4 protein-coding genes and 1 pseudogene are annotated in these 18,656 nt (G+C 51.9%); 4 read left to right on the forward strand and 1 reads right to left on the reverse strand.

What is annotated here, in order from left to right; genetic code table 11:
• The first annotated feature begins 426 nt into the window (after nt 1-426).
• Nucleotides 427-5,280, forward strand: coding sequence for an autotransporter outer membrane beta-barrel domain-containing protein (locus C7E10_RS00685; RefSeq protein ID WP_146109026.1), 4,854 nt, complete (start codon nt 427-429; stop codon nt 5,278-5,280).
• 1,438 nt (nt 5,281-6,718) lie between these two features.
• Here the strand turns inward: C7E10_RS00685 and C7E10_RS00690 are convergent.
• Nucleotides 6,719-7,780 (reverse strand): annotated as a pseudogene (locus C7E10_RS00690) (IS30 family transposase); the annotation flags it as partial.
• Between the two features lie 503 nt (nt 7,781-8,283).
• Here C7E10_RS00690 and C7E10_RS00695 point away from each other — a divergent pair.
• From C7E10_RS00695 to C7E10_RS00705, 3 genes are all read left to right on the forward strand, one after another.
• Entirely contained in the window at nt 8,284-9,522 is a 1,239-nt protein-coding gene (locus C7E10_RS00695) for an autotransporter outer membrane beta-barrel domain-containing protein (RefSeq protein ID WP_158572343.1), read from the forward strand.
• Between the two features lie 1,363 nt (nt 9,523-10,885).
• Nucleotides 10,886-14,308, forward strand: a complete 3,423-nt coding sequence (locus C7E10_RS00700; protein WP_105325472.1) for a beta strand repeat-containing protein — start codon at nt 10,886-10,888, stop codon at nt 14,306-14,308.
• A 944-nt stretch (nt 14,309-15,252) separates the two neighbouring features.
• Nucleotides 15,253-18,531, forward strand: a complete 3,279-nt coding sequence (locus tag C7E10_RS00705; RefSeq protein WP_105325473.1) for an autotransporter outer membrane beta-barrel domain-containing protein — start codon at nt 15,253-15,255, stop codon at nt 18,529-18,531.
• The last annotated feature ends 125 nt before the right edge of the window (nt 18,532-18,656 follow it).

Genomic DNA, 18,656 nt, shown 5'->3' on the forward strand with positions numbered 1-18,656 from the left:
ATTCTCACTGTACTAGCCCCAGCGGGGACAGACCTTTCCCTTAGGGAAACTGGCCCCAGCAGGTGCCAATAGGGAAATCACAACAGCAGTTTTGCCTATCCCCTCCACCCACACAATTTTTTGTACTCTTTAACGCTCTACCACACACTCCCTTGTATCATGTACCTTTCTGTACACTTATCCTTTCATGCAATTTAGTTCCTGTCTATAACTATTCTTTCCTTAGACTTTATAAAAGAACAAGACTATAATAAAGTAGAAAGATGTGATAAATATTATAACAAAAACCTTATAACTCAAAGGTTGCGGGAAAACCTTTGCTTGCCTTGCGAAAGGGGGAAAGTCGGTGCCGTAGGGGGCACTGGCATAAAAATGGGGAATAACAATGGTAGAAAACAACACAGTTTTAGACAAAGAAAACAGCTTTTGACGGTATTGGTGCTTAGCAGTATTCTGGGGATGGGTCTGTACGCAGTACCTGCTTGGGCAGAGACGAAGACCATCAGCGGGGACGAAGTAAAGGTCGAAACCAAAACCAGCGGCGTGCAAACGACTGCGATTAATCTGGATAACGGCGGTATTGGCAGCAAAACTTCTGCCTCTGGCAATACGCTGACCATTTCCGGGGGAACAATCCCAGCTTCTGGCCCCGGCTCCAATATCTTTGGCGGCGTGGTGGCTTCTAATCTGAATTCTGCAGCAACGACGGTGAGTAATAACAGTCTGACCATTGCCGGCAATACTGCTATTGGGCAGGAAGGCGGTAAGGTTTTCCTTTTTGGTGGCTTTCTCAGTGATTATAAAGCAACAAAAGAGCCTACTGTTGAGACAGTAGGCGAACCCCAGGTCGATAACGATAAGGAACAATTTACGATTTCTGGAAATACGGTGACTGCTGCAGCAGTTAAAAATGCTGGTGAAGTATCAGTCTATGGCGGCGCCCAGGGAATACCTGACGATCCTCAATCTATTTGGATCCATAGGTACTATTTTGACGCGGGAACTGCTTCGGTGGTTAAAAATGCTGTGTATCTGGGGACTACTGCCCAAAAGGAAGCAGACGGCACCTATAGCAAAGAAGGTATTACGGAGAATACCATTTCCACAATAAAGGACAACTTTTATAGTAAGGTGTACGGCGGCTATGCTACCCAGGGCACGGCTGCAAATAACACCATAATAGCCAGAAACATCGGTCTAAACGATATTATGGTAGGCGGCATGAATTACTTCGGAGAAGCCAATTCCAATGCTGTAACTTTTTCTGGTTCCTATGGTTACGATGCCGTGATTATTGGCGGTTTTTCTGAAGCAAACTATCTCTGCCCCAATGGGGATGTAAAATACAATACGGTTTCCATCACGGATAGTATTAGCCATATGGTTATCGGTGGTTCTGCTTATGCCAATGCCAATAGACAGGGCGGTGATTTCGAAACCGCTTACTTGGGCTTCAGCGCCATTGAAAACCACGTGACAATCCAGGGTGATTCCAGTATTGACGGCGTATTTGGCGGCATGAGCCATGGCGGTGCCGTTTCTAATACAGTAGATGTAATCAGTGGAAGCGTCGCCAACATTTGGGGCGGATATTCAGAGGGCATGTTTGAATGGAATGGCAGTTCCATTTCTGCCGAAAAAAATAGCGTGACCATTGGCAAAAAAGATGGTTCTACAAAGCCTATCATTGGGTCTACAGTAATTGGCGGCCAGGCCACGTTTGAAAATGCCATACAGAATCAGGTCCAGATTTACAGCGCAAGTGTAGGGGATGAAGAGGCCTCTTTGCCAGTTACAGTAAGTCGGTCGGATTCCTATAGCCATTGGAGCGAATTCCGTCAAATCACCCATACGATTGCCGACGGGGTAGCAACCAATATTTCGGATGGAGATGACTTTGATGGAGGACAAGCCATTGATAACCACGTTTCCATCAATGACAGTACCATCGGGACCGAAATCTCCAACATCTACGGAGGCTACAGCGGTTTAAATGCATCAACTAATACAGTAACCTTGACCAATACAACCGCTGCTTTGGGAACAGAGACACCAGACTATAACTGGACGAAACTTGAAGCGAGGGGTATTTTTGGCGGCAAATCTGAAGAAGGAAACGTCAGTCAGAATACAGTCACCTTAGACAATTCCTCGGTGTACGGGGATACCTCCTTATATGGCGGACTCTCTTTTGAAGGGAATGTATCGGACAATAACGTCATTGTTAAGAACAATTCAGAAGTAGGTGTTGATTCCTTGTATGGCGGCTATAGCCATTTTGAGGGAACCGTTGAAAAGAACTCCATACAACTGGAGAAATCCACACTTACAGAAAATGCGTCTTTGTATGGCGGGTATGCAGGTCATGACGCTGTTTCCAATAACAAAGTTTCGCTTTCCCAAATGGATAAAAGCCAGGTTGCGGCAATCTATGGCGGCTATTCCCATGGTTATAGTAAGGATGACTTTTATGAAGCTAAAAACAATGAAGTGAATATAGAAGCCACAGAGCTGACAAATCTGGAACAACTTTATGGGGGTTATGCCTATAATGGAAATGTTTCCGGAAACAAAGTCAACCTGAAAGAGGCAACCATTACTGGAGATAACCTTGAATTAGCTGTGGCTAGCGGAAATAACAGCTATGCCAAGGACAATGCATTATCTATTGATACTTCCACCATTACAGGCCTTAGCCAAATCTATGGCAGCAAAAACGACGAAACCACCAGTGATAACAAATTTTCCATTACAGGCAGTGATTTGGCTTTTTCCAACAGCAATTCCTCTACTCTTATAGGAGCCTATGGCAGGACGGTTTCCAATAATACGTTTTCCATCTCCGATTCTAGAGTAAGCAATATGCTTATGCTTGTTGCGAATAATGCCAATGAAAATGCCCTCGACAATTCTACAACCCTGACCAATGCCAAAATCTCGGGTTTGCAGATGCTTGTTAATGCTTATGCTAATGAAACTTCCGAAAACAACAAACTTACTATCTCGGGAGGTTCTCTGACCTATGAGACAGAAACGAACGGCGAGCCAATTCCACCAGAAGCTTCACTTCTGATAGGCGGCAAAGGAAACATTATGGCCCATAATAACCAATTGGAGATTACGGGAACCTCTATAACCGATGCACAAACCATTTATGCTGGCGAAAGTGACAATGTTGCCCTTGAAAATCAGCTGACCATTACGACGGCCAATATTTCCGGTGCTTCTACGATTGCTGGCGGCAAATCTTCCGGGCTATCACAATACACTTACGAGGGCCTAACTGTTCTCAGAGATCCCTGTGCCTATTGGAACAAGGTGGATATTAGCGGCGGCAGTGTTACCGCAGAAAATATCTACGGCGGTTATGTAACCAAAAGCACAGAAGAAAGCTCGGCTGACGTGAGCAGCCATGTGTTTGAAAACGAAGTAACCCTTGGCAGCGGCGTAACGGCTGATAATGTCATTGGTGCGTACACGACTATGCCTGGTGATACCTATGGCAATACTGTTACGGTGGAAGGCGGTACCATCCAAAAGAACCTGATTGGCGGCAAAACGCCAAGTGGTGAAACTACTGGCAACACCCTGAATATTTCTGGCGGTACCATCGGCACCACCGAGGCTGTAGATGATGACGGCAATCCCATTACCAACGGCAACCTGATTGCCGCAGGCTATACGGATAACGGCGCAGCCGATAGCAACACCGTCAACGTCTATGCCGGTACTCTGGGCCACATGATGAGCCTCTACGGCGGCTACAGCACCACCGAAAGCACCGGCAATACGCTGAATCTCTACACCAAGGACAACACGGTAGAAAATCTGGGCTATTTCCAGACCCTGAACTTCTACGTGCCAGCAAACGCCAAGGCTGGGGATACCATGCTGGAGGTTACGGGCACCGCCGACGTTCACGGCGCAGCCATTAACGCCGGGGTGGAGGATACCACCCAGCTGAACCCGGGCGAAGTCATCAACCTGATCCACGACGGAAATAGCGAAATCAACACCAAGGACACCAGCTACGCCATGATGGACGGCAAGGACATCGTTACCGACGCCGCCTTCCTCCAGCGTCGGGCTTACATTAAGCCCCAGGACGCCAACACCATTGTCCTGTATGTGCCCATCGACAGCCAGCCCATTCTGCACCCGGATACAGAGGTGATCGCTGACGGCCAAGCCAATGCTGCTAGCACGGTAGCCAATGGCTCCGATGCCGCCGTCACCGACGGTCTCCAGGCAGCCCTGACCGCCTGGGGCGAAAGCCACGAAGCCGCTCGGCTTCGGGAAGACGACCATGCCGCCATGGATATGATGGGCAGCCCCTACATTTCCAGCCCGGCAGGTATGAGCATCAGACAAAGCACTTCCATGGTGGCCGCTTCACCCCTTGACGCCGCAGACGCCAAAAACGCCAACGTAACCCTCAGCGCAGAAGAAATCGCAGCTAGAGAAGAACGGGATGTAGAAGCCAAGTTTACCCCCTACGTCATGCTGGGTGGTCACAACCTGCGCTACAACAGCAGTTCTACCGTGGATACCAATGGTTTCAACGGCGAACTGGGTTTTGTCCGGAGAATCTTCAAGAAAGACTACGCCGACACCATCATGCCCTTTGTAGAATACGGTACCGGCAACTACACCAGCTACAAAAACGGTACCCGGGGCGACGGCAGCCAGCGGTATGTAGGCGCCGGCATCCTCCTTCGCAGAGACCAGGAAAACGGCGTCCACTACGAAGGCCTGGTGCGGGCCGGCCGCCTTAACGGCGACTATGCCGGCCGCATTGCCGGCTACCGCACCACCTATAACTCCGGAGCAGGCTACATCGCCGCTCACGCCGGCCTGGGCAAGATTTACCGCCAGGACAGCAACGACTACAACCTGTACGGCAAATTCTTCTATTCCCATCTGGGCGGCGACAGCGTCACCCTGCACAGCAGCTTAGGCAGCGCCGATTACGAACTGGACAGCGTCAATTCCTATTGGACCCGCTTGGGCTTCCGGTGGACCAAACATCTGGATGAAGACACCACCACCTTCTACGCCGGCTTAGGTTGGGATTACGAATTTGACGGCAAAGCCACCGCCCGGTATAGAGACTACACCACCCCCGACGCCAGCATGAAAGGATCCAGCGAATTCCTGGAATTAGGTTGGCAGAGCAAAGTTACGAAAGAGAACCCCTGGGGTGCCGATGTGAGAGTCACCGGGTGGAACGGAGTGAAACAAGGCTTCACATATGGTGTAACGATTACAAGACGTATGTAAATGTGAAATAAGGTAAAAAAAGCATTCCGCCAGAAGTATAGAACTTTTGGCGGAATGCTTTTTTGTGTGAAATCGGGGGATTGGATGGGGGCTGACAGGTAGTGCTGAAGAAAAAGGACGACGTACTACAGTTTCTACGAAACTGTGCGGTGCTTTTTCAGAATATATGGCGGCGCCAGCGCCGCAGAAGGAGCCTTCCCCACCCAGGGCCTTGGATTCTTGGTGTGGCCTGTCCCTCCCCTTCCTCATAGGCGGGGAGGGCATGGGGTAGTGCTGGCCGGGACTGTAGATGTTTTTGATAGCGAATGTAGTGGTAAAGCTATCGTAACGATTAACAATTGACCAGTAGTGGCTATAGAACGCTTCCTGCAAGCGTGTAGGAAGTGTCGCCATAGGCGACGATAGAAGTTTATCAAAGCTTTTCGCGGCGCCGGCGCCGCGTCTGCCTTCCACTTACCAGTGCACTGCTTGGCGTGCACTGGAGAAGGGGAAGGGTGGCTGCGCCCAAGAGTAAAACGCAGCCGGGATGGGGTTCAAAAGTAGGCTGCCTGCACCACACCCGTTGAGAACGTCGACCAAAAATCCGGTACAGAGTTTTCTCCAGCTAAAAATTGCCCTTGGGCAATTTTTCTGTAGTTGCTTCTCAAACCCCGGCACCAGTGCTAGACCCTGCCGACCGTACTGTTATTAAAAATTCGCGAGGATTCCCTGCACCAGCACCAGGAAGTTCGCTGACCGTACTGCATCTCCCCCCACAACCAAAAAAGACAGCCTGTGTGCCAATGGGGGTGGCAACACAGGCTGTCTTTTTCAAAAACAAAACGGGAAAGGAGGCAGGATTCGTTCCAAGGGGAGGGAACATACCTGCGGGGGATAGGTTATCGCCGCAGAACTCCATGGGGGAGAAGCTCTGCTAAAGCCGTGGATTTCTCGTCCTCCGTCCACAAGTGAAAAACGCATGTCCGTCAATAATGAATTACCTATACCTTGTGAAATCGGTTCCTAGAAATTCATTGCTTGTATCTTTATTATAACATGAATAAAATGAAATACAACACACTAAAGTGTTAACAAAGCAATTTTCCAGCTTTTCCAGGCTAATACCTGGACCAGCAACCCCAGAACCCGTTCTAATCGCTTCTGACAGCCCAAACACTGCCTTGTCCGCAAGTCCCATTCCCGGCATATTTTATTTTCCTTTATCGCATAAAAAGCAAGAAAAAACGCATAAAAACTGATAAAAAGATAAAAGGGTAAATTGCAAGTTGAATTTGAACAACTATAATCAAGAAACACACTCAATAGCATAAACTTCATCGAGGAATGCATCAAATAGCTCTGACGGCGTATGGTAGCCCAAAACACGACGTGGGCGCTGGTTCAGCGTATCTGCCATGTTCAGGATATCCTCATCAGAGAACCGCTCTANAACACACTCAATAGCATAAACTTCATCGAGGAATGCATCAAATAGCTCTGACGGCGTATGGTAGCCCAAAACACGACGTGGGCGCTGGTTCAGCGTATCTGCCATGTTCAGGATATCCTCATCAGAGAACCGCTCTACGGACATGCCCTTTGGGATGAAATCCCTCAGCAAGCCATTGTGGCGTTCGTTTTGAGCCCGTTCCCACGAGCTGTACGAATGTGTAAAGTACATCTTGGTGCCGAGACTCTCGAACTGTGACAAGTTCTCAAACTCAGGACCGTTATCGGCCGTCATCGTCTTAAAAATCTGGCTGAAGCGCTCTGCGCCATATAGCTCCTGCAACTGTGCAAGAGCGGATTCAACGCCGGCACAGGTACGTCCAGGAATGCGGATGGCGATGTAGTTGCGCGTAACCTTTTCAACAGCAGTGAAGACTACTGCCTCACGGCCTGCACGCTGACCAACGACCGTGTCCACTTCCCAGTGGCCAATTTCGGTACCTTCATTGACGACGGCAGGACGTTCCTCAATGGAGCGACCCTTCATACGCTTGTTCTTACGTACCCATTTCCGACGGTGTTTATGCTTTAAGGCTCGCGGGACTTCGAAGAGCGACAGCGGAAGCTTATTAGCCCAAAGCATGTTGTAAAGCGTCTTGGTACAGGGAATCTGTTCCGGCGTAAATAGCTTGTTCCGCCTAGCATAGCCAACGCAGGCATCCAGTGACCAACGTTCCTGGCGGACTTGTTCTACCATCCATTGGATGAACGATTCGCAGTCGTCATGATCGATTTTGCAAGTCTTCCTGGAGTTCTTGCGATTCTTTGCGTATGCCTTCTGACCGCGCTTTGCCATATACTGTGGGGCACGACCGTGCTTGCTTTTTCGTTCCGGCGTTCCACGCCGAAGCTCATAGAAAACAGTCGTATGAGCACATCCTACTGCAGCAGCAATGTTGCGAAGGGAAAGCCCTTGACGATGCAGAGCTTGAATCATACCACGTTCTTCCAAAGAAAGATGGCGGCCGGGGATACGTACGTCCTCCATTGTGTTAGAATGGATGTGATCCATCGTGATTGCTCCTTTGTTGATGATTTCTCGCAAAACCATTTTAGCATGAGGCTTCACTATGGATTTTTATTTTTTGATTAACTGTTCAAGTTCATTTTACAACTGACCNTCCATTGTTTTAGAATGGATGTGATCCATCGTGATTGCTCCTTTGTTGATGATTTCTCGCAAAACCATTTTAGCATGAGGCTTCACTATGGATTTTTATTTTTTGATTAACTGTTCAAGTTCATTTTACAACTGACCAAAAAGATAAAAGTGTATACTTTCGTATAATTGAAAACCACTTTTATTGCTGTTATGATGATACTAGAGCTTCAACAAGAGCGTATGGGTTAACCACCCAACCACCCTGAGCACGTTCATACCGATGGTTGGCTCCCCCTGGGAGCATGATCATAATTCCCACTTTGTGAAAAGCAGGCAGACCTCCTTAATCCCGTTTGGTGGCTGCCTGCTTTTCGTTATGCTGGGCAGCTGTTAAAAATGCGTCTTTCCTTGGGTTGAACTTTTCCGCCAATATCCTCAGCGGCGGCAACGTCCAAAGCGGCAACAACGCCTACGCCGCAGCTGGAGCCGGCGCCGGACAGGTACTGGCCCACAACAAGCTGCTGAAATTTGTGGGCGCAGATGACAACAGTGCCAGCAAGTTCTCTGTTACCACAGAAAACCAGGACGCTAAAAACGTCTACGGCAATGCCCTGAATGCTCCGAATGTAGTGAATGCAGCCATCGCCGGCACCGGCGCAGCAGCAGACTACTTTAACGCAGCCGCCAACGACCAGATTAACCCCACCACCGCTGGCCAGGCAGCCGCTATGAACAGCGTCAACGCAATGAGCGAACTGGGCGGCGTGCAGCATAGCCTGTATGCAGCAAACAACCTGTTTGACAACGCCGTGATGAACCATCTGGCAAACCACGACGAAGATAAGGACGTTTGGGCCCACTACATCCACGACAAAGAAGACATCGACGGCCTGTCCTTGGACGCCATGGGCGGAGCAAACTACGACAGCCAGTATAACGGTATCGTAGCCGGCGCCGACCTGTACAGCAAGAACGGCGTAACCGCCGGTGCAGCCCTGACCTACATCGATGGCGACATCGACGGCAACACCCTGGGCACCAGCGTGAAGAACGAAGCCAAATACTACGGTGCCAGCCTGTACGGCAGAGTGGAGCAGGGCCGCACCTCCTACTTGGGAGACATCTCCTGGCTGCGCGGCAAGAACGACCTCACCCTCAACGGCAGCGGCAAAGAAGTCACCGGCTCCGTGGATTCCAACGCCTTCAGCGCCGGCGTCCGGGCAGAGCAGCACTTTGACGTAGCCGGCGGCAGCCTGACCCCGTACGTAGGCATCCGCTACGCACACCTGGACTACGGCGACTACACCGACAGCCTGGGCATCCACCACGACAGCGACGCCTCCAACCTGTGGCTGGCACCCTTGGGCGTACGGTACACCAACACCGTAAAGACCGGTAGCTGGACCCTGAAACCTGTGGCTGAAGTAGGCTACCTGTGGACCTTCGGCGACAGAGACGGCAACGACAGAGTCAGCCTGAACGGCGCTGCCGATACCTTCGGGTATGAAGTCGCCGACGACGGCAGCTTCTACGGCAGATTGGGCCTGGAAGCCGAACACGGCCGCATGACCTACGGCATCGGCTACCAGTACCAGAAAGGCAGCAGCGTGAAGAGCAATGCGTTCACATTTGCACTGAAGTATAAGTTCTAAGGTAAAAGTAGGAAATAGAGAAATAGTACAAGGGGAGAACGTCCAACAGCTTGAAGCCTAAAAAACAGACTTCAAGCTGTTGAGGAATCAAGATAGAATATACGAAATGGCTGGAGACAATCCGTGATGGATTGCCTCCAGCCATTTTATTGCGGCGCCAGCGCCGCAGAAGGAGCCTTCCCCACCCAGGGCCCTTGAATACTTGGTGTGGCCCGTCCCTCCCCTTCCTCATAGGCGGGGAGGGCAGAGGACGTGCTGGCCGGTTCTGTAGGTGTTTTTGATAGTGAATGTAGTGGTAAAGCTATCGTAACGATTAACAATTGACCAGTAGTGGTTTGGAAGCCTACCACAAGCGTTGCGTTCACATCCAAGAGCCAAAAGGCTCTTGGCTAATGTGAGCCATGCGACAGCCGTCCAGGAGCCAAGCCTGTAAGGCGATGGCGAATGGAATACGGCGAACCGCTGTGGTAGGTGTCAGCCAAAGGCTGACGGAGGAAGTTTAACCAGCCTTTTCACGGCGCTAGCACCGCATATGCAAGAACCAAACTTCTATCGACGCCTTGCGGCGCCACTTCCTACACGTTTGCAGGAAGCATGCATAAACACCACGGTTCAGTTTCTTATCAGCACTATATTTTAGATTTTACTTGGCCAGTAGTGGTTTGGAAGCCTCTTTCAAGCATTGCGGTCGTGTCCAAACAGCGCTACAAGTATTCTAAAAGCTGTTTGGTATACACGACCCATGTGATAGCGGCCTGCAAAGCAAGTCCATAGGACGCAGCTGCGCAGCTAGCCGCGAACCACTAAAGAGGTGTCAGTCACTGCGTGACTGACGGAGAAAGTTTAATTATTGCCTTCGCCTTACCAGTGCACTGCTTGGCGTGCACTGGAAAAGGGGAAGGTGCCGGCGAACTCGCCGGCGAATGGGGTTCAAAAGTAGGATACCCGCACTACACCCGTTGAGAACGTCGACCAAAAACCCGGTACAGAGTTTTCTCCAGCAAAAAATTGCCTAAGGGCAATTTTTCTGTAGTTGAGCTACCGTCCTCACCGCACTAGCCCCAAATGGGGACAAACCTTTCCCTTAGGGAAAGTGGCACCGTAGGTGCCAATAGGGGACACAGCGAGCCCCACCCAAAACCCATAATCCCTTTCCACAAATAACCACTCCTAGAAAATTGTCCGAAATATAATAACTACATTTCTACTCTCATGCTATAATACGGGTATAAAAAAGTATCTCACTCTTTAACAAGCAATTTGGCCACATTGGAGGTTTGGTGCGAAAATGTCTTAGGGGGCATTTTCGGTATAGGTGAAGGGAGGCAGGCCAGCTGTCCTAAGGGGACTTCTGGCAATTTTTATGGGGAGTAAAGAGCAGCGCAGCTGCACAGCGGTGATTCTTTCCAGCATTTTGGGTATGGGGTTGTATGCCGCTCCGGCTATGGCGGATCCGGTTACCGTGACGGGTGCTATTACCCAGGCGGAAACGACCGGCAACAGCGATACCGGTACAGCCAGCGGCAATACACTGACCGTTACGGAGGCTACGCTGGACCTGAAAAGAGCAACCGTTTATGGTGGTAAGGCTGCTGATGAACAAGCAGGCAGCGCGTCAAAGAATACGGTAACTGTCACAAACAGCAGCCTTACCAGCCTGGATATCGTTGGAGGTTACTCTTCTGGACCAGCTGAGGGGAATACCGTCATCATTGCTAGTACAAGTGCCGTTGGCTCTATAACAGGTGGGAATGGCAATAATGCCAGCAATAACCGGGTGGAAATCTATGGTTCTTCAGGCCCAAACTACGGTGGGTTTGTTGATGCAGGCGATGCGCTGGGAAACTACGTCCTGATTGATACGGCAGCCGATAATATCGGCACTACCTATGGCGGTTTTTCCCTAAAGGGTGACGCCAATGCCAACACGGTGGAAGTCAAAAGCGGCGTTGTGAACCAGGCAATCGGAGGCAATGGGGAAAACACGGCAAACAATCGTGTGATTATGAGCGGCGGAACGGATCATTATATGCTGATAGGCGGCTATGCAAATGGTTATGGAGGAACGTCATCCAACAACCAGGTCACCCTCACCGGCGGTGAAATTACCTATAATGACAGCCAAATGCCCGCTGCCAGCGGTGGCTGGGCTCCCTTTGGCAGCGCCGACCAGAATAGCGTAGAAATCAGCGGCACAGCAGCTGTTGCAGGCAATGTCTATGGCGGCGGCTCCCTTTTAGGCAATGCTGCCAATAATACCGTCAAAATTTCCAGCGGCACCGTGGGAGGAAATGTAGCTGGAGGCGCGGCACTCAATGCCGGTACTTCCTATTCCCTTACCCCCAATCCCACAAATGCCACCGGCAACACCGTGGAAATCAGCGGCACAGCAGCTGCTGCAGGCAATGTGTACGGCGGCTATGTGAACCTTTATGTTGATTATTATATTCCCACAGCGACCGCACCGGTGGGTGATGCGTCCCAAAACACTGTCAAAATTTCTGATGTCTCCCTTTCTGGCGATGTCTACGGCGGCTATACTGTTTACGGCGATGCCACGGGTAACACCACCAGCCTGACGAGCACCACCCTAAGCGGCGATGCCTATGGCGGCTATACTGCACATGGTACCGCTTCGGGCAATACCGTTTCCCTTACCAATGTCACCGCCGATACACAGATGAAAGAAATCGTCGGCGGCCGGGCTCTCATAGGCACAGCTTCTGACAACACTGTAACCGTGGAGGGCGGCACTTATTTCAATGTGTACGGCGGGGCTACAGGCTCAGCCGCCGAATACGAACCCATTGCCTCACTGCCAGCGGGTGTGACAGAGACCGGCGACGCCACCGGCAATACTTTGATCATCAAAGGCGGCACTATTTTCACCGCAGCCGCTGGCCGGGCCAATGAACTGGAGTATACCAATGCAGAAGGAAATACGGAAAATCTAGCAAAAGGCGATACTACCGGGAATACCCTCTACGTCTATGACGGGGATATTACAGCGGCCGTAGGCGGCTATGGCGGCACCAACGTCAAAGATAATACCGCCAGCATGAGCGGCGGTACCGCTGCCAGACTGGTAGGCGGGGCCACCATCCTGGGCGAAGAAGGGACCATTTCAGGAAACCATGTTTCCCTTAGCGGCGGTACTGTCACTTATTATGTAATTGGCGGCGAAGGTGCCGAAGCCGAAGGCGCCAGTACCGTCTCGGACAATAGCGTTTCCATCTCCGGCGGCACAGTCGCACAAAACGTAGCTGCCGGCACCACCGTCAGCGGCGATGCTACAGGCAATACCCTGACCATTTCCGGCGGTACCATTGGCACGACGGAAGGGGACACCAACTACATCGTGGGCGGCGCATCGGTACAGGGCGCAGCCAACGATAACACGGTCACCATCACCGGAGGCACCTTAGGCACCATGATGAGCCTCTACGGCGGCTATAGCGAACTCGAAAGCACCGGCAACACCCTGAATTTTTACACCAAAGACCAGACCGTCAAGAATCTGGACTACTTCCAGACCCTGAACTTCTACGTGCCGGCCGGCACCGTTCCGGGAGAGACCATGCTGGAAGTCACGGACACAGCGGATGTCCATGGAGCAGCAGTGAACGGCGGCATTGACGACAGCGTGAAACTGAGCCCTGGCCAGGTCATCAACCTGCTCCACGATGCCAATACCATCAGCACCACCGGCACCACCTACAGCATGATCACCGGCAAAGACGTGGTCACGGACCCCGGCTTTGTCCAGCACAAAGTCCTCATTAAAGAACAGGACCCCAATACCATTGTCCTGTACATCCCCGCCGGGGACAAAGGTTTCCTGAACCCCGATACCAAACTGATCCCCGAGCAGCGGGAAGCCGCCATCAGCGAACTGGTGAACGCTTCCGACCTGGCCGCCACCCAGGGCTATGCCTCGGCTGTGGCAGCCTACGAAGCAGCCTGGCTGGAAGACCATTCCGTGGAAGCCAAATTTATCCCCTATGCCGTCATCGGCGGCCACGACCTGCGCTATGACACCGGCTCCTACGTGGACAGCCAGGGCCTTAACACCGAGTTGGGCTTTGTGAAACGCACCTTTGACGGCAATCACGCCGATACCCTCATGCCCTTTGCTGAGTACGGCAACGGCAACTACACCAGCCACCTGGACAGCGGCGCCAGAAGCGACGGCGACCAGCACTACCTGGGAGCCGGCCTGCTGCTTCGCAGAGACCTGCGCAGCGGCCTCCATTACGAAGGCATGCTCCGGGCCGGATACCTGTCCGGAGATTTCCGGGGCGTGCTAGCCGGTCACCGAGCCTCCTACGATACCGGTTCCCAATATATCGCCGCCCATTTGGGCCTGGGGAAAATCATCTCCAAAGGCCAGGACGACTTTGACTACTACGGCAAATTCTATTGGACCCATCTGGGCAGCGATACCACCGCTATTCATACCAATCTAGGCAGCGGCGACTACCATTTGGACAGCGTGAACTCCTATCGGACAAGACTCGGCCTGCGCTGGACCAGACATTTGGGCGCCCAGAACACCATCTATGCCGGCCTGGGCTGGGATTACGAATTTGACGGAGAAGCCAGAGCCCAGTACAGAGAATTTAGCACCCCCGCCCCCAGCGTCCAGGGAAGCAGCGGCATGCTGGAGCTCGGTTGGCAGAGCAAAGCAACGAAAGAGAACCCCTGGGGCGCAGATCTGCGAGTGACAGGCTGGACCGGAGCACAAAGAGGGGTAACATATGGGGTGACAATAAGCAGAAGACTTTAAACGTAAGCAAGAAAGTTTAGAGCGTACCGTAACAGTCGGAATTCAGGAAAACGGAGCACTTCCAACAGCTTGAAGCCCGAAAAGCAGGGCTTCAAGCTGTTGAGGAATCAAGATAGAATATACGAAATGGCTGGAGACAATCCACGATGGATTGCCTCCAGCCATTTTATTGCGGCGCCAGCGCCGCAGAAGGAGCCTTCCCCACCCAGGGCCTTGGATTCTTGGTGTGGCCCGTCTCTCCCCTTCCTGTTAGGCGGGGAGGGCAGAGGACGTGCTGGCCGGTTCTGTAGGTGTTTTAACAGTTAATGTAGTGGGAATGCGATTGTAACGACTAACAATTGACCAGTAGTGGTCTGGATGCCTACCACAAGCGTGTGGTAGGTGTCAGCCAAAGGCTGACGGAGGAAGTTAATTACTGCCTTCTCCTTACCAGTGCACTGCTCAGCGTGCACTGGAAAAGGGGAAGGTGTCGGCGCACTCGCCGGCGGATGGGGTTCAAAACCAAGATTCTCGCACTACACCCCGAAGACCGCACGACCAAAAATCCGGTACAGAGTTTTCTGCAGCTAAAAATTGCCCGTGGGCAATTTTTCTGTAGTTGAGCTACCATCCTCACCGCACTAGCCCCAAAAGGGGACGGACGTTTCCCATTCGGGGGGAGTCGTATCCATTTCTCAAGGCCTTAGCCGCTGAGAAATGGAATATACGACCCCTGCGACAGCCGTCCAGGAACCGAGCCTGCAAGGCGATGGCGACTGGAATACGGCGAACCGCTCGAGGATTCCCCGCACTAGCACCATGAAGTCCGCTGACCGCACTATTCCGCAAGCCACCCTCTATCGTGCCAAGAATCCCCAAAATTTATGTAAAATTCCCTATAATCCTGCTATAATAGTATTATGTAATAACTGTCGTAACAAGATGTTTGTAAGGGAGGGTGTATTATGGGGAAAGAAAGTAAATGGCTATATGCTTCTATCATGGCTGCTGTTTTTGCTGCGGGGGCAGGCTTGCATCCAGCCCTTGCAGCGGATGTTACCGGAAAGACCACGACGGTTGACACGGAAGTAAAGGTAGACGTCTACGGCGGTCAGGGCACCGAGGCAGGGGACAATGTCACCAAAAACACGGTGACCATCACCGAAACGGGCTATGTCACGTGGGGCAGGGTCTACGGCGGCTATTCTCCTTATGGCAAAGCCGATGAAAATACGGTGGATGCAGAAAATGCGTATGTCAAAGGCACGGTCTATGGCGGCTACGTTTTTCTTGATGAAGACAATACAAGCATCACTGCACCTTTTACGGCAGACGCCAGCGGCAATACGGTTACGCTGAAAAATACCACCGTGTTTAGCCTAATATATGGTGGTTCTGTAGAGCGTATCGGCGAAGACTCTGACCTGTTCCCGTATCTGCAGCCTTCTGCTGCCAGTAACAACACAGTGACCATCACCAATGAATCAACTACACCTATTACCTATCAGGATATCTATGGCGGCTACACGACTAAGGGCGATGCCAGCGGCAATACCATCAGACTGGAAGGGACCCTCAGCGGCAGTGGGGCGGAAGCCCAAACGAATGTGTTTGTGAAATCTAGATTTCTTAAACAATCTGCATATGTAACCGGCGGTGAAACGTGGGGTGGCAGTGCCAACGGAAACAAGGTCAGCTTGGAGAACATCGGCATTAACGATAACGTTATTGGCGGTTATACAGAAAATGATCTGTATGTATCGGACGATAGGAGGGCCTACGTCAGTACCAATGGAAACAGCATATATTTAAAAAATGTGTATGGCGCAGATGACGACTCGGGAAATAATCATTGGTCCGAGGCCCTCGGTGGCTATGTGCTTGTTTTTGCAGATTTAGACCCGGAAAACGAAGGAGCACAGCTATACGGTGAGAGCAATGATAATACGGTGACTCTGGTTGGCTCACCTGACATGCCCCAGTTGGCACACATCAAAACCGCCAGTGGCAGCTATACAGAATCCAATGCAAATTTCAATGTAAACGATACGAGTTCGGCTGAGCGCTATGCTGTATCCTTGAGCAGCAATGGTAATACGGTTTCCTTAAATCACTACCAGGCAGGAAATGTCATAGCCGGCAACTCCGGCACTGCCGTATATGTTTATAAGGAATATGGTTCTCAGAAGAACTCAAGTTCTCTATCCATAATCGCAAGTGACAGGGCAAATGACAACCGCGTCTTCTTGACGGACAGCACTGTTACCCGCAACGTCATTGGCGGTGGGACCGCTGCCTATATTGAAGCGGATGAGGCCATTGACCTGGGAATGACGCTTACACAGAGCATGAGCGATACGGCCACGGGCAATACAGTCGTTCTGACAGGAAGCAATGTGACAGGACAAATTGACAATGAGGAACTACGCTATGGGCACGTGGTTGGCGGCTTGGCCTTCCAAGGTACAGCCGCAGGCAATACGGTCAACCTTTCTGACAGCACGGTAACCAGTGCCTATGGCGGCGCTGCAGGTGAGTTGGGAACAGATGGCACGTTGAGAGACGACTTGAATGAAATAGCATTCCTGAGCGACACCTACGTAGGTGCTGAGACTCAAGCTAAGCTTACCAGCAAGGCCAAAGACAATACAGTCAACATGATCAGCGGCACCGCAGATTCCCTCTGGGGCGGCTACGCAAAAGCTTTTGAAATAACACAAAGCGATTATGTAAACCATGTAGAAGTTTTCACTACCACAAACTACGACAGCGGCTCCGCCAACGGCAACACAGTCAACTACTACGGCGGCACGGTGAATCAAAGTATCATCGGCGGCCAGTCCGAATCCGCCGCAACCAACGACAACATCGTGAACCTGTATGGAACCCTGGTGGGCAGCAGTGTCAGCCTCTCCGGCGGCATTGGCAAGACCGAAAGCACCGGCAATACCCTGAACGTCTATACCCTGAACAACAGTGTTGCCAACCTGGACCACTTCCAGAACCTGAACTTCTACGTGCCAACTGAGGCCGTAAACGGAAATACCATGCTGACAGTAACGGGTACGGCAGATGTGTCCGGGGCGTCCATTCAGGCTGGCGTGGAAAAGACCACGGCCCTTAAAGGCGGGGACGAAATCAACCTGCTGTATGATGCCAAGGGCATCACTGCGGACGGGGCGACCTACGGAACCCTGGCTGGCTTGGATACGGTTATGGATGCCGGGTTTGTGATCCGGCCGGTGGAGGTAAAGCAAAAGGACGCCAACACCCTTGTGCTGCACGTCCTGGAGGGCCAAAAGGCCACACTTTCTCCGGATACCAAACTCATTGCTGAATCCAGTGCCGCAGCCCTGAACTTCATTGGGGCAGGAGCGGATACGGCCCTGGATGCCGGCTTTATGGCAGCTTCCCAGGCCAGCCAGAACAGCGAAAGCCAGAAGAACTTTACGCCCTACGTTACTATCGGCGGGCAGAACATGCGCTACGATACCGGTTCCTATGTGGACAGCAACGGCTACGCCGGGAACCTGGGCCTGGTACGGCGCATTGCCAACGATAATTCCGTAGATACCATCATGCCCTTTGCCGAATACGGCAAAGGCAACTACACCAGCCACCTGGATAACGGCAGCCGGGGCGACGGTACCCAGCACTATGGCGGCGTAGGCCTGCTCTTGCGCAGGGACCTGAACAACGGTGTATATTACCAGGCCAGCCTCCGGGCCGGCGTCATGGACGGCGACTTCCGGGGCGCCCTGGAAGGCTACCATACCACCTACGACACCCATGCCCGGTACGCCGGCGCCAGCCTGGGTCTGGGCCGGATCTACCAACAAACCGACAAAGATAGCGTGGATGTATATGGCCGATTCAATTATACCCATCTCACCAGCGATGACGTAACCCTGCACAATGCCCTTGGCACGGCGGACTATAACCTGGATGCAGCCGATTCCTACCGCACCAGATTGGGCGCCCGCTGGACCCATAATTACCAAAAGAACCAGTCCTACTACGCAGGCCTGGGCTGGGATTACGAATTTGACAGCACTGCCAGAGCCACCTATGATGGCCTCAGCACCCCGTCCCCGGAGAGCAAAGGCTCCAGCGCCCTGTTAGAACTGGGCTGGAAGAGCGACGCCACCAAGGAAAACCCCTGGGGCGCAGATCTCAGAGTGACCGGGTGGGCAGGGAAGCAAAGAGGTTTGGTGTTTAATGCATCCCTCACACGGAGACTGTAAATGTGAAAGAAAGTAAAAAGCCGCTCTCCAAAATCATGCAGATTTTGGAGAGCGGCTTTTTTGCTTGAAATCGGGGGATGAGTGGGGCGCTGACAGGTAGTGCTGAAGAAAACGGACGACGTGCT

It is taken from the genome of Acidaminococcus hominis, assembly GCF_900291475.1.
Taxonomy (GTDB): Bacteria; Bacillota; Negativicutes; order Acidaminococcales; family Acidaminococcaceae; genus Acidaminococcus; species Acidaminococcus hominis.

What these genes read in the sequence shown, in the direction of transcription:
- C7E10_RS00700 (WP_105325472.1), top strand. Translation starts at nt 10,886, where the DNA reads ATGGGGAGTAAAGAGCAGCGCAGCTGCACAGCGGTGATTCTTTCCAGC.
- C7E10_RS00705 (WP_105325473.1), top strand. Translation starts at nt 15,253, where the DNA reads ATGGGGAAAGAAAGTAAATGGCTATATGCTTCTATCATGGCTGCTGTT.